The organism is Janthinobacterium sp. (assembly GCF_009923995.1).
GTDB lineage: Bacteria > Pseudomonadota > Gammaproteobacteria > Burkholderiales > Burkholderiaceae_D > Janthinobacterium.
On the sequence record NZ_RFSK01000003.1, the window covers coordinates 1 to 13,862 of the forward strand.

The 13,862-nt window shown below is 64.2% G+C and carries 12 protein-coding genes; 2 read left to right on the forward strand and 10 right to left on the reverse strand.

Annotation, left to right across the window (positions count from 1 at the left end; translation table 11 throughout):
* Nucleotides 1-200: 200 nt before the first annotated feature.
* Nucleotides 201-1,499, forward strand: a complete 1,299-nt coding sequence (locus EBS11_RS01995; protein WP_290600380.1) for a leucine-rich repeat-containing protein kinase family protein — start codon at nucleotides 201-203, stop codon at nucleotides 1,497-1,499.
* A 54-nt stretch (nucleotides 1,500-1,553) separates the two neighbouring features.
* On the opposite strand, the gene EBS11_RS02000 is transcribed toward EBS11_RS01995, so the two are convergent.
* Entirely contained in the window at nucleotides 1,554-2,819 is a 1,266-nt protein-coding gene (locus EBS11_RS02000) for a nitronate monooxygenase (protein ID WP_076573004.1), read from the reverse strand.
* A gap of 193 nt (nucleotides 2,820-3,012) precedes the next feature.
* On the reverse strand, nucleotides 3,013-3,498 hold the full coding sequence (locus EBS11_RS02005) for a YajQ family cyclic di-GMP-binding protein (protein WP_290600140.1): 486 nt from the start codon (nucleotides 3,496-3,498) through the stop codon (nucleotides 3,013-3,015).
* A gap of 185 nt (nucleotides 3,499-3,683) precedes the next feature.
* On the opposite strand from EBS11_RS02005, the gene murB reads away from it, so the two are divergent.
* Nucleotides 3,684-4,712, forward strand: a complete 1,029-nt coding sequence (gene murB, locus EBS11_RS02010) for a UDP-N-acetylmuramate dehydrogenase (RefSeq protein ID WP_290600141.1) — start codon at nucleotides 3,684-3,686, stop codon at nucleotides 4,710-4,712.
* Here murB and EBS11_RS02015 read toward each other — a convergent pair whose 3' ends face one another.
* Genes EBS11_RS02015 through EBS11_RS02050 form a run of 8 tightly spaced genes read right to left on the reverse strand, consistent with a single transcriptional unit; the run spans nucleotide 4,713 to nucleotide 13,693 of the window.
* The gene (locus tag EBS11_RS02015; RefSeq protein ID WP_290600143.1) at nucleotides 4,713-5,027 is read right to left on the reverse strand and encodes a pyrimidine/purine nucleoside phosphorylase; all 315 of its coding nucleotides are present in this window, start codon (nucleotides 5,025-5,027) and stop codon (nucleotides 4,713-4,715) included.
* 25 nt (nucleotides 5,028-5,052) lie between these two features.
* Nucleotides 5,053-6,078, reverse strand: a complete 1,026-nt coding sequence (locus tag EBS11_RS02020) for a diguanylate cyclase (RefSeq protein WP_290600145.1) — start codon at nucleotides 6,076-6,078, stop codon at nucleotides 5,053-5,055.
* A 10-nt stretch (nucleotides 6,079-6,088) separates the two neighbouring features.
* Nucleotides 6,089-7,141, reverse strand: a complete 1,053-nt coding sequence (cheB, locus tag EBS11_RS02025; RefSeq protein ID WP_290600147.1) for a chemotaxis-specific protein-glutamate methyltransferase CheB — start codon at nucleotides 7,139-7,141, stop codon at nucleotides 6,089-6,091.
* 10 nt (nucleotides 7,142-7,151) lie between these two features.
* Entirely contained in the window at nucleotides 7,152-9,476 is a 2,325-nt protein-coding gene (locus EBS11_RS02030; RefSeq protein ID WP_290600150.1) for a hybrid sensor histidine kinase/response regulator, read from the reverse strand.
* The gene (locus tag EBS11_RS02035) at nucleotides 9,473-10,159 is read right to left on the reverse strand and encodes a chemotaxis protein CheW (protein ID WP_290600151.1); all 687 of its coding nucleotides are present in this window, start codon (nucleotides 10,157-10,159) and stop codon (nucleotides 9,473-9,475) included. Before EBS11_RS02035 ends, EBS11_RS02030 begins: the two co-directional genes overlap by 4 nt.
* 9 nt (nucleotides 10,160-10,168) lie before the next feature.
* Nucleotides 10,169-11,425 (reverse strand): protein-glutamate O-methyltransferase CheR, encoded by a 1,257-nt coding sequence (locus EBS11_RS02040; protein ID WP_290600153.1) that lies wholly within the window; start codon nucleotides 11,423-11,425, stop codon nucleotides 10,169-10,171.
* Nucleotides 11,422-11,877 (reverse strand): chemotaxis protein CheW, encoded by a 456-nt coding sequence (locus EBS11_RS02045; RefSeq protein ID WP_290600155.1) that lies wholly within the window; start codon nucleotides 11,875-11,877, stop codon nucleotides 11,422-11,424. Before EBS11_RS02045 ends, EBS11_RS02040 begins: the two co-directional genes overlap by 4 nt.
* A gap of 4 nt (nucleotides 11,878-11,881) precedes the next feature.
* Nucleotides 11,882-13,693 carry a methyl-accepting chemotaxis protein gene (locus tag EBS11_RS02050; protein WP_290600157.1) on the reverse strand — a complete coding sequence of 604 codons (1,812 nt, stop codon included), beginning with the start codon at nucleotides 13,691-13,693 and terminating at the stop codon, nucleotides 11,882-11,884.
* Nucleotides 13,694-13,862 lie beyond the last annotated feature (169 nt).

Sequence of the window (13,862 nt, forward strand, 5' to 3'; positions counted from 1 at the left end):
CCACCCCTTCCCATCCCGAACAGGACCGTGAAACAACTTTGCGCCGATGATAGTGCTGCAACCAGTGTGAAAGTAGGTTATCGTCAGGCTTGTTATTCGAAAAAACCCCCATCGGTGATCCGGTGGGGGTTTTTTTACGTCCATTGATCTGATGCATGGCATCGATCGCGTGCCGCCTTGAAAGGGATATCTTGTCTGCTTTGCATACGTTGGAACAACTCCGCGCGGGACAATTGGCCGGCGTGCGCCGTCTGAAGCTGTCCTGCGGCCTCACCGACTTCCCCAGCGAGATCTTCGACCTGGCCCACAGCCTGGAAATCCTCGACCTGTCCGGCAACGCCCTGTCATCGCTGCCGGACGACTTGCCACGCCTGCGCAAGCTGCGCATCATTTTTTGCTCGGATAATCTGTTTACCAGCTTGCCGGCCGTGCTCGGTTCTTGCCCTGCGCTGGAAATGATCGGTTTCAAGGCCAACCGGATACGCCAGGTGCCGGCCGCCGCCTTGCCGCCCGGCCTGCGCTGGCTGACCTTGACCGACAATGCCATCGACGCCATGCCGGACGAACTGGGCCAGTGCGGAGAATTGCAGAAACTCATGCTGGCGGGAAACTGTCTGAGCCATTTGCCCGCTTCGCTAGCCGATTGCCATCGCCTGGAACTGGTGCGCATCGCCGCCAACCGCTTCACGGCGCTGCCCGCTTGCCTGCTGGCCTTGCCACGCCTGGGCTGGCTCGCGTATGCGGGCAATCCATTTACGGAAGCGCAGGAGCTGGTGGCCCTGGCCGATGCGGCAACGGCAAGCGTGGCATGGCCGCGCCTGCAGCTGGCGCAGCCGCTGGGCGAGGGCGCTTCGGGTGTCATTTACCGGGCCTGCCTGGATGGCGCTGAGGATGTCGCGGTGAAAGTATTCAAGGGGGCGATGACGAGCGACGGCTTGCCGCGCAGCGAGATGGCCGCCTGCGTCCGCGCCGGCGCGCACGCCAGCCTGATTCCCATCCTGGGGACGCTGGACGCCCATCCGCAAGGCGCGCCGGGGCTCGTCATGCCGCTCATCGACCCTGCTTTCCGCAACCTGGCAGGACCGCCGAGTCTGGCATCGTGCACGCGCGACGTGTATGCCGATGGCGTGCGCTTTGACGCAGCGCAAGTGCTGGCCATTGCCCATGGCATCGCTTCGGCCGTGCGCCAGCTGCATGCGCGCGGCATCGCGCACGGCGACCTGTATGCGCACAATATCCTGCATGCGGACAGCGGTGCCTGCCTGCTCGGTGATTTTGGCGCGGCCTCCCTGTTCGAGCCCGGCTCGCCGCAAGGGGACGTTCTTCAAGGGATCGAGGCGCGCGCCTTTGGCGTGCTGCTGGGAGAGTTGATCGCCCATGCGGATGCCCCCTTGTCCGAACTGCACGCCCTGACGGATGCCTGTCTGCTGGAAGAGGTGGGGCGACGGCCATCATTCGAGGCCATCGAACGCGTGTTGCAGGAAATGTTGCCCGCATAAAAAAATGGCGCAGCCTTCGCAGGCTGCGCCATTTTTATTTCAGGCTGACAAGATTCAGCCCGCTACCGGCTCTTCTTTTTCCGGCAGAGCGATCTGGTTGTCGACGCTGAACTGGTAATCCTTGAAGACGTGTTCGGCCGTCAGGATCTGGTATTCGCCATTGTCCAGCTTGTGCGTCGTGTCCTTCAGGCGATACGTGTAGTGGCCGCAGGTCCAGCAGTTGAAGTTGCGCATGTGCGTGCACAGGCAAGTCTTGTCCATCACGACGACGGTCTTTTGCTCGGGATGGGCCGCCACTTCGCGGTTGTAGGAGTTGATGTAGGCACAGTTGCCCGTCGCGTCGAGCAGGTAGCCGTACGATTCGCAGCCTGGGCGGATGCCGGCGCCGATGGCGGGCGTGTTCTTCAGCATGCGCATCGGGTAGCCCGTCGGCGAGACGCCGTTGACGATGATGTCTTCTTCCGAGGCCTTGTAGTATTCCTGCTTGACCTTGTTCGGCAAGCCGCATTCCTTGGTGACGGTAAAGCGCGTCGCCACCTGTACGCCAGCCGCGCCCGCTTCCAGGAAGGAGACGGCATCGCTGCCCGTGAAGATGCCGCCGGCCGCGATCAGCGGGATGTCCAGCTGTTCCGCCTTCAGGTAGGCCAGCAGTTCCGCCGTGATCGTGTGCAGGTCGTAATTGGCCCAGTCCATGCCGAAACCCAGATGGCCGCCGGCCAGTGGTCCCTCGACGATGATGAAGTCAGGCAAACGGTCCAGCTTGGCGTTCTTGCGCAGGAAGATTTGCAGGGCGCGCACGGACGAGACGATGATGCCCAGCTTGGCGTCGCGGAAACGTGGATGGTCAGCCATCAGGGCAAACGAGCCGAAGTGCAGGCCGGCCGACAGGGTGATGCCGTCGATGCCCGCGTCCAGCGCCGCATTCAGGCGCACGCGCAAGGTTTCGCGGGGGCCGTTCATGGTCAGCTTTTCCATGCAATTGACGAAGATCAAACCATCACCTTTTTTCGCTTCCATGGTGCGGCCGATATGCAGACGTTGCGCTTCTGCCAGGCGGCCCAGGTCGAACTGCACCACGGCCTTGTCGCTGTTATTGATGTTGAACTTGTACAGTTTTGTCTTGTCTTTGACGAAGGTGGTGTCGAAACGGCGGTCCGACACGTCTTCCACCATGGCATCGGAGATATGGCCGATACCGTTCAGCCGGGCCGCTTCCAGGGCCAGCTCCGACGTGGAAATATCCACACCCATTCCGCCTATCATGATGGGCACATATTCTTTTTTGCCAAATCGCAGGCGGAAATCATCAACACGTTTCATTGCTATCCTTAGACTACCGTGGTTATCACTGAGCCAGATGTACGGTCAAGCCCGCTGCCGGTGCGGCGCGCGGGCGCATGTAGCTGTGCGCAGCTTCAATTTTACCCCAAGCGGGCAGGCGCTCCGGGACAGCTTGCCGCCATGCCGGGGCAGGCGCGGCCCGGAGCGCGCTTCATCGGGCATTTAAGCGAAATTAATCGCGGAAATTGTTAAATTCCAGCGGCATGTCGGGTACGTCCTTGCGCAGCATGGCCATGGCCGCCTGCAGGTCGTCGCGCTTGGCGCCCGTGACGCGCACGGCTTCGCCCTGGATGCTCGCTTGCACTTTCATCTTGCTGTCCTTGATGACGCGCACGATTTTCTTCGCATCATCCGTTTCGATGCCATTCTTGATCTTGATGATCTGCTTGACCTTGTCGCCGCCGATCTTCTTGATGTCGCCTTCGTCGAGGAAGCGCACATCGACCTTGCGTTTGGTCAATTTGCTCGTCAGCACGTCGCGCACCTGGCTGAGCTGGAATTCCGAATCCGCAAACGCGGTCAGTTCGTTTTCCTTGTGTTCGACGCGGGCGTCGCTGCCCTTGAAGTCGAAGCGGGTCGAGATTTCCTTGTTGGCTTGCTCGACTGCATTCTTGACTTCGATCATATCGGCTTCGGAGACTACATCAAATGACGGCATGGTCTGTTCCTTTTCTTGTTAAAGCGAGCGCACGCTCGGCGCGCTGGGCCTTGGCGGCTGATTCTGCGCCATGGGACGGCCCTGTTAAAGATGCGACATTTTAACGGACAACGGGCAAGTCGCCCTTGTCCTGAGGTGGTTTTTTGTCGCTTTCGCTCTATAATCGAGCAAAATTTCCCTATCCCATGTCTGCAGAGCTCACCATCGAACACAATTACTCCCTCCAGCGCCTGAATACCTTCGGCATCGCGGCCAATGCGGCCGCCTACGTACGCATCACCTCGCAGGCCGAATTGCAGGCGGCGCTGCAGGATCCCGCCTTGTCCGGCATGCCGCGCCTGATCCTGGGCGGCGGCAGCAACATCGTGCTCACGGGCGACTTTCCCGGCGCCGTGCTGCACATGGCCACGCGCGGCATGCGCCTGGCGCAGGCGGACTTCGAGACCATCCTCGTCACGGCCGCGGCCGGCGAAAACTGGCACGACTTCGTGCAGTGGACCCTGGCGCAAGGCGTGGGCGGGCTGGAAAACCTGTCGCTGATTCCCGGCACGGTGGGCGCGGCGCCTATCCAGAATATTGGCGCGTATGGCGTTGAAATCAAGGATTATCTGCATAGCGTGAGCGTCATGCACAGCGCCAGCGGCATCGTCTTCGACATGGACCGCGCGGCTTGCCGCTTTGCCTACCGCGACAGCATCTTCAAGCAGGAAGAAGGGCGCGAGCTGATCGTGCTGGAAGTGACGTTCGCCCTGCCGGCCCAGTGGCAGCCGAATCTGCGCTATGGGGAACTGGCGCAGGCCATCGCCGAGCGCAATCTTGCCGAACCGACGCCGCAGCAGGTGGCGGAAACCGTGATGGCCATCCGCCGGCGCAAGTTGCCAGATCCGGCCGTGATCGGCAATGCGGGCAGTTTCTTCAAGAATCCCGTCGTGTCAAAGGCACAGTGTGCGGCCCTGCTGGAACGTTTTCCTGCGCTCGTGCACCATGCGCAGCCCGATGGCACGGAAAAGCTGGCGGCCGGCTGGCTGATCGATCAGTGTGGCTGGAAGGGGAAAAACCTGGGGCCCGCGGGAGTGTATCCCAAGCAGGCGCTGGTTCTGGTGAATAATGGCGGCGCTCGTGGCGCGGACATTACCCGGCTGGCGGCAGCGATACAGGATGATGTAGAGGCGAAATACGGCGTGCGCCTGTCGCCCGAGCCTGTGTTTGTTTAATCAAGCAAAATGGCAGACGTAATCGAGCGTCTCCACCGTTTCGATATCAAAATAGCTATTGCCCGGGATGCTGAATTCCTGGCCCGCGCCATAGCTGTTCCACTCGGTCGCGTCGGCCAGGCGTACCTTGCACAGGCCGCCGACGACTTCCATGATTTCCGCTGCGCCCGTGTTGAAGCGCAGCGATGAGGGGAAAATCACGCCCACGCTTTTCTTCGTGCCATCGGCCAGGATGACGTTGTGCGACACGCACTTGCCATCGAAGTAGATATTCGATTTCTTGACGACGCTGACATTGTCCAGTTGTGTGCTCATGCTTCACTTTCCTTGCTGTTAAAAATCAGTCCCGGACGTCATCGGCGCTCAGCACGCTGTTGCGTCCGCCGCGCTTGGCCGCGTACAGGGCCTGGTCGGCGCGGTTGATCAGTTGCTCGATCGTCGAGTCGGGCGAGGGCACGACGGTGGCCACGCCGATCGAGATGGTGACGATGCCGGTGCCTGCCGCCGGGTTTTCGATCTGCAAGCCTTCCAGGTGGCGCCGGCACGCTTCGGCGATCAGCAGTGCTCCGGCCGCTTCCGTTTCCGGCAGGATCAGGGCGAATTCCTCGCCGCCGTAGCGGGCCGCCAGGTCGGCCGGGCGCTTCAGGTGTTCCGTCAGCACGGCGGCGACCTTTTTCAGGCACAGGTCGCCTGGCAGGTGGCCGAAGTGGTCGTTATAGCTCTTGAAATGGTCGATGTCGCAGAAAAGCAGGCTGAGCGGTGCTTTGTCGCGCTGGCCACGCTGCCACTCGAAGTGCAGGGTTTCATCGAAGCGGCGGCGGTTGGCGATGCCCGTCAAGCCGTCGAGGGCGGCCAGTTTCTGTAATTCAATATTCGCGTCCGCGAGATTCTTTTGGCTTTCTCGCAGGAAACGGAATGCCTGGTCGCGCTGCAGGCGGCTGATGTGCGCGTTGGAATGGTAGCGTATGCGCGCCAGCAATTCCAGGCGATCCGGCAGTTTCACCACGTAATCATTGGCGCCGACGGCAAAGCTGTGCGCCTTCAGTTTCGGGTCATCCTTGGCCGACAGCACGATGACGGGCACGTGCGCCAGCGCCTCGTGTTCGCGGTACAGCTTGATCAAGGCGAAGCCGTCGATGCCTGGCAGCACCAGGTCCTGCAGGATGACGGTGGGCTGCAGGCGCAGCGCCGTGTCCAGCGCCTGGCTGGCGTCGGTCACGTAATGGAATTCGATATCCTGCTGGTCGCTCAGCATGCGCCGGATTGCCTCAGCAATGATCAACTGGTCGTCCACCAGCAGCACGCTGACCTTGAATTCGGTCAGCGCGGGCTCGTGCTGGATGAAACTGGAGGAAAATTCTGGCATTGCATTCTTTTCAGATGTTGGGGGAGGGTTCCCACCCATTGTTGAGTTTGACGCCCAGGCGGCTGCGCAGGCTGGCGCCGATCTTGTCCAGGGGTAATATTTGCTGTGCTGCATCGAGTTCGGCCGCTGCGCGCGGCATGCCGTACACGGCACTGCTGGCCTGGTCTTGCGCGATCGTCGTCTTGCCGGCGCGGCGCATGGCCAGCAAGCCATCGCCGCCGTCGCGGCCCATGCCGGTGAGCAATACGCCGATGGCATCGCCGCGCCAGTGCTGCGCCACGCAGTTGAAGAAGACATCGACGGATGGACGATACACGTAATCGCGCGGTGCTGCATCGTAACCCAAACGATAATTTTGATCTAGCAGCAAGTGGTCGTTGGTCTTGGCCACCAGCACCGTGCCGGCCACCAGTTCGTCGCCGTCGGCGATCACGCGCACGGGCATGCTGAGCTGGTCGTCCAGCCATTTGGCGAAATGCGAGGCAAAGGTTTCATCGATGTGCTGCACCACGACGATGGCGCAGCCGGGCGGCGCGCTCCAGCCGGACAGCACCTTGGCCACGGCCGACGGACCGCCCGTCGAGGCGCCGATGGCCACCAGCGACGTCACCTGGCCGTCGCCGCGTTCCGTGCCGTTGCCGTTGGCCTGGCGCGGCGGCGGCGTCTCCGCACTATGGCGTATCAGCTTGCCGATCGTCTTGATCTTGGCCAATAGCTCGCTGTCGCCGCCCACTTGTCCCTGCAGCACGGGCGTGGCGGTGACGTCGAGCGCGCCCGCGCCCAGCGCGCGGAAAACCTGGTTGACATTGTCCTGCGGGCGCCCCGTGACGACCAGGATGGCGCACGGGCTTTGTTCCATGATCAGGCGCGTCGCCTCGACGCCATCCATCTCCGGCATGTTCAGGTCCATCAGGATCAGGTCCGGGCGGTTATCCAGGCACATGCGCACTGCTTCGAGTCCCGTGCGGGCGATCCACAGCACCTGGTGTTCCTGCGTACTGGCCACCACCCGGCGCAAGGCCTCGGCGGCCATCGCGACATCATTAACAATGGCAATTTTCATGAAGTACAGCTCATAAGCGCGCATCTCCTATCAGGTCGGCCACCGCGTCGAGCAGGGTCTCGTCGTGGAAGCTGCCCTTGGTCAGATAATAATCGGCGCCGGCGGACAGGCCGCGCGCGCGGTCCTCCGGCCTGTCCTTGTATGAAACGATCATCACCGGCAGCTTGTGCAGGTGCAGGTCCTTCTTGATCAGCGAGACCAGTTCGATGCCATCCATGCGCGGCATGTCCACGTCCGTAATCACCAGGTCGTATTCGCCGCTGCGCACCACGTTCCAGCCGTCGATGCCGTCGATGGCCACGTCGACGTCGAAACCGCGCGCCAGCAGCAGCTTGCGCTCCATCTCGCGCACCGTCAGCGAATCGTCGACCACCAGGATGCGCTTGGCGCGGCGCTGCTGCGCCTGGCCCGTTTGCGCCAGCTGGTGCAGGCCGCCTTCGTGCAGCAGCTTGTCGATCGACAGCAGCAGGTCGGGCACGTCGAGGATCAGCACCGGCTCGCCGTCGTCGAGCAGGGCGGCGGCGGATATGTCGCGCATCTTGCCGAAGATCGGGTCGATGGCCTGCACGGCCAGGCTTTGCTCGCCGCGGATGGCGTCTACCACCAGCGCGTAGCTTTGCTTGCCGCGCCCGATGACCACCACCGGCAAGTCGTCGGCGCCGCTGGCGCTTTCGCCCAGTTCCAGCACCTGCGCTGCCGACACCAGGCCCAGATGCTCGCCCTTGAGTTCGAAGAACTGCTTGTTTTCCAGCGTGTGGATGGCCGCTTGCGGCACGCGCACGACGCTTTCCACCTTGACGATGGGGATGGCGTAGGCTTCGCCCTGGATGTCGATCACCAGCGCGCGCACGATCGATTGCGTCAGCGGCAGGGTGATGAGGGCGCGGAAACCGCGTCCCGGCTCCGACTCCAGGCGCACGGTGCCGTTTTGCTGGCGTATCGTCTCGTGCACGATGTCGAGGCCCACGCCGCGGCCCGACAGCTGGTTGGCCGTGGCCTTCAGGCTGAAGGCGGGCAGGAACAAAAATTCCAGCAGCTCGCCCGGCGACAGCGCGGCGGCCATGGCGGGGCTGGCCATCTTGCGCTCGATGACGGACTGGCGGATCTTTTCCAGGTCGACGCCGCGCCCGTCGTCGCTGATCTCGATGCTCAGCATGCCGGCGCGGTGGCGCGCTTCCATGCGTATCGTGCCCAGCGCTTCCTTGCCCGCCTCGATGCGCTCGTACGGGCCTTCCATGCCGTGGTCGATGGCATTGCGCAGCATGTGGTTCAGCGGGCTTTCGATCTTCGCCAGGATGTCGCGGTCGACCAGGGTGTCTTCGCCCTCGATCTCCAGCTGCACTTCCTTGCCCAGGCTGCGCGCCAGGTCGCGCACCATGCGGGGAAACGCGTGGATGCCGTCGCGGAAAGGGCGCATGCGCAGGGCCAGCACCTCGTCGACCATGCCTTGCGAGACGGCCAGCAGGCGCCGTTCATAGGTTTCGATGTCGGCGATGTGCTCGAGCATGAACTGCTTCAGGGGCTGCGTCTTTTGCAGCGCCAGCAGGGATTTTTCCATCAGCCCCGCGTCGCCGGAGCGGGAAATGGCTTCGTGCAGGTGCTCGATGGCGGAAAACAGGCTGCTCTGGTTGCGCTTGAAGCGCTGCAGGGCGCCGATGAAGGGATGCATCTGGTGCGCATTGATGCGCGATTCGCTGGCCAGCGACAGCAGCTTGTCGAAATTTTGCGCCGGCGCCTTGGCCGCAGCCGTGGCGGCCGCTCCGCTGGCACGCGGCGCGGCGACCGCCGCCGCTTCCTCGCCGGCCAGGCCGCCGGCCACGGGGGCTTGCGGCGCGGCGATGTCCGCCGGCACGGGCGGCGCTGGCGCAGCGGCGGGTGGCAGCGGCGGCGGGGACGGCGGCAGGGCGGGCAGTTCCGGCAGCTCGGCGATGCCGGCGATGGCGTTCAGGGTCTGGTCGATCTGCGCCGCGTTGGCGGCCAGCCACGCCTCGGCGCCCGCGTCGTCCAGGCGCGACAGCTGCACGATCAGGTCCACGCCCGACAGCAGCACGTCGACCCGTTCCGGCGTGAGCTTCAGGCGGCCATGCTGGGCGGCAACAAAACTGTCTTCCATGCCGTGCGCCAGCTGCACCACCACCTGCAGGCCGACGATGGCGGCGGCGCCCTTGATCGAGTGCGCCGCGCGCATCATCGATTCGACGGCGGCCGCGTCGCCCGCATGGCGCTCCATGGCCAGCAAGCCGTCGGTGAGAATCTGGGTCTGGCTGTCCGCCTCCATGCGGAACAGGTCCAGCATGGAAAAGGCACTCAGGTCGCCGTGCTGGTCCTGGCTCATCGTAGTAGTCTCGCAAGTTGAAAGCCGATCAGCGCCGTGTCCAGGCAGCCGATGCGCATGTCGCCTTCGGTGATGACGCCGGACAGAAAGCGCGACAGGCCCTTGTTGATGGTGGCGGCCGGCGCCTGCACGGCGCCCGAGGCATAGCGCACGATGCCGTGCAGGTCCGCCACGGGCAGGGCATACGCCTGGTCTTCCCAGCGCATCAGCAGCAGGCGCGCAAAGGTGTGGCGGCCTTTCGCCACCGGCGTGCCCTGTTCGTCGATGCCCAGCAGGTGCGCCAGCGACATGCACGGATACAGCTTGCCGCCGATATTAACGATGCCGGCCAGGCCGCGCCCGCTGCGGTGCGGCAGCGCGTGCGGCTGCGCTTGCGGCGCCACCGAGTCGAACACGCGCGTGGGCAGCGCCAGCCATTCGCGGCCGATGCGGAACACGAGCGCGGAGCTGTCGCGCACTTCGCCGCCCGCGTCGAGCTGGCGGAAGTGGCTGGCCCATTCCTGCTGGTAGTGTTCGTCAACGGGGCGCTGCAGGTTGCGCTGGGCCGCGTCGGCATACACCTCGCAATTGCGGCAATGGACGTTGGCCGGCAGCCTGGGGCAGCTCTGGTCGCCGACCACGCCGATGTGGTTCCAGCAGTCCTCGATGCCGTCCAGGGTTCCGCTCTCGATGGTGGTGCTCATGCGTGCCCCTTAGTTGGACGCCTGGCGGCGCTGGTAGATGCGCGCCGCGCGCGCCTTCAGGGTGGCGGCAGCCGTATGGTTGCCATTGCGTTCGGCCAGCAGGGCCAGGTGGCACAGCGCCTCGTAGTGGTCGGGCTGCAGGTAGATGCAGCGGCGCCAGTAGTCGTCCGCCAGGTCCATCTTGCCGGCCAGTTCATTGATAATGCCCAGCATGAAGTACGCTTCCGCCGCCTCCGGCGCGCGGGCCAGGTGGGCGTGGCATTTTTCGCCCGCCTCGCGCAGCTGGCCACGGTCGGCCAGCCGGCGCGCCTCGGCCAGCAGGTCGGCCGCGGCGGCCGGCGCCGGGGCGGCCACGGCCACGGGACGGGCGCGGGACGGCGCTGGCGCAGGTGCTGGCACGGCATGCGGTGCGCGGGCCGGCAGCGGGCGCGGGGCGGGCGGCACGCTGCGCAGCGCCCGCGCCGGCGGCAGGGCGGCCACCTGGATGACGGCCGCCGGCGGCGTGCTGTCCTTTTTCAGGGCGAAGGCCTGGCGGAACTGCAGCGGCGCAAAGCCGTTCTGGCAGAACGACGGCACTTCCGCATAGCCGGCCAGCAGCATGCCGTCGTCGGCCAGCAGGGCGGACAGGTTGTGGATGGCGGCGCGCGTGGTCGGCTTGTCGAAATAAATCAGCAGGTTGCGGCAGAAGATGACGTCGTAATGGCGGCTGTAGGTGGCGGTGTCGAACTGCAGCAAATTGCCCTGCCTGAACGTGACCTGCTCGCGCAGGGCATCGATGATGCGGTAGGCGTCGTCGGCCACGTGCGTGAAATAGCGTTCGCGGAAGGCCACGTCCTGCGCGCGGAAGGCATTGCGGCCATAGATGCCGGCCTGCGCCCGCTCGATGCAGCCGGGGCTCAGGTCATACGCGTCGATGCTGAAGGCCTGTTTCGGCACGGCGCCGTCGCGCAGCGCCATGGCCATGGAATACGGTTCCTCGCCGCCGGCGCAGGGAATCGACAGGATGCGCGTGGCGCGTCCCCGTGCCCAGCGCTCCTGCACCAGTTCGACGGTGGCGTAAAAGGCCTGCGGGTCGCGGAACAGCCACGACTCGGGCACCACCACCAGCTCGATCAGCTGCGTCATTTCGGCCGGCGTGAGCGCTTGCAGGTAGGCGTCGCTGTCGGCAAAGCCCGTCTGCTCCATGCGCTGGCTCACGGCCCGTTCCGCCACCGATTTCGAGACGGACAGGCCGGTGGCGCGGCGCAGCAGCGATTGCGCCGTCATGCCGCGCTCCCGCCTTGAAACAGCAGCGCGCGCACGTCCGGCGGCAGCAGGTGGGCCAGTTCCACCAGCTGCACGATGCCGTCCGCGTCGCTGGCCACCTGGCCCAGGAAGGGCGCCGTGGCCACGCCGCTGTCGCCCAGCTTGTTCGGGGCGATGTCGGCGATGCCGCGCACCTGCGAGGCCAGCAGCCCCAGCGCATGCGTGGCGCCATCGGGCGCGCGGTAGTCGACGACGACGATGCGCGTGTCAAACTGGGCCGCCGCCGCCGGCAAGCCTGCCAGGCGCGACAGGTCGATCACGGGCACGGGCGCGCCGTGCAAGTCCATCAGGCCGGCCACGTAGTCGGGCGTGAGCGGCAACTGCTTGAGTTCCAGCAGCGGCAGCACGCGCACGATGGCGGCCAGGGGCAGGCCGTAGCGGTCGCGTCCGATGTGAAAGACCAGTACTTTCATGGGATCAGATGGTCACGGCAAAGGTCGAGACGCTCGACTGCAGGTCGCCCGCCGCATATTGCAGCTGGTGCACCGCTTCGCTGGTGGCTTTCAGCGATTCCACCGTCTGCTGCGTGGCATCATTGAGCTGCATCATGGTGTCGGAAATCTGCGAGGCGCCGATGGCTTGCGACTGCATGCCTTGCAGCACGGCATCAAATTGCGGCGTGAGCTTCTGCACCTGGTCCATCACGGACGACAGCTGCTCGGCCACCTGCCGCACCTCGCCCACGCTGCGGCGGATTTCCTCCGAGAATTTATCCATGCCCATCACGCTGGCCGACACGGCCGACTGCATTTCCTTGAGCATCTGCTCGATATCCCACGTGGAGACGGACGTCTGGTCGGCCAGGCGGCGGATTTCCGTCGCCACGACGGAGAAGCCGCGGCCCGCTTCGCCCGCCTTTTCCGCCTCGATGGCGGCGTTCAGCGACAGGATGTTGGTCTGGTCGGCCACCTTGGTGATGGTAATCAGGACGCTGTTGATATTGCTGGCTTTTTCCGACAGGGCGGCCAGCTTGGCGTTGATGGAGTCGGTGGCCGAGACCATGTGCTGCATGGTCGAATCCATGCGCTTGAGGTTATTCTGCGCTTCGGCCGTGGCATTCGTCGTGTAGTCGGCGACGGCGGTGGCGTCTTCCATGGTTTTCAGCAGCTGGCTCGTGTTGGCCGAGATTTCCTTGGTGGTGCTGAGGATTTCCACGCTGGTTTGCGCCTGCTCAATGCCCGTGGCTTCCTGTTGGCGCGCCGAGGCGGCGATTTCCGTGGCGGACGTCGTCACCTGGATGCCGGCCTTCTGTACGTTGTTGAGCAGGCTGCGCAGGTTCTCGAACATCTTCGCCAGGCCGTTGCCCAGCTGGCCGATGGCGTCGCTGCCCGTGATGCCGACCTTGCCCGTCAGGTCGCCCGATGCCGCCTTCGATACCACTTCCAGCAGGGAATCGACCTTGGCCCGCAAGGTGTTGGTGGCGGCCAGTTCATTGGCCTGGTTGTCCTGGATGGTTTGCGCCATGCGGTTGAATTCTTCCGTCACCTTGCCCAGCTCGTCGCGCGAGATGATGGCGGCGCGCGCGCCCTGTTCGCCGGCGGCGATGCGGCCCACGGCGTCCGTCAGGTTGTTCAGCGGGCCGAGGATGGAGCGGCCCAGCAGGTAGGAGATGCCCAGCGCCAGCACGACGCACAGCACGCCGCCCAGCGACAGGGTCAGCAGCATGGTTTCCTGCAGCCGGCCGGTCGTGTTCGTCCGTTCGGCCAGCAGGCGGTTTTCTTCGGCGGCCGCTTCGTCGAGCAGCTTGTTGGCTTGCACGATGCCGGGCGAGCCGGCCGGCGGGAGCAGGCGCGCCACCGCTTCCGTGGCGCCCGGCGCATTGCCCAGCGCGCGGCGTTTTTCGATCAGGGGATTGATCCAGTCCTTGACCCAGGTGGAGCTCAGCTGGTCGATCTGGCGGAAGCGTTCCGTCTGGACCTTGTTGTCGGCCGTCATGCTGATGGATTTTTGCGTGTGCTGGCTCAGCACGGCCGCTTCGTCCGTTTCCGGCGTCAGCGACGCTTCATTGCCGGTGAGGATGTAGCCGCGCGTTTCCACCTGGATTTGTAGGATGGAATTGTGAATCTTGTCGATCTCGACTAGCACTTCCATCGTGTGGCGATCCCAGGCATTGGCTTCGGACAGCCGCGAAAAGCTGTTGTAGGCCACGCCCAGCAGGATCAGGATGATGGCCACGATCGAGCCGAAGCCCAGGTACAGTTTATTCTTGATACTCAGGTCTTTGAACATGGGAGGGCTCCGGAAGCGGGAAGGTCAGCACAATTGCACTGTAGCATTTTGCCATGCGTACAGCAAAATGGGGGCAATCCGGGGGCGTGGCGGGGCGTAAATCGCGGACGAGTGCGCTGTAAATGCAAAAAAGCCGCCCGAAGGCGGCTTTTGCTGGGAGGAAAGGAAG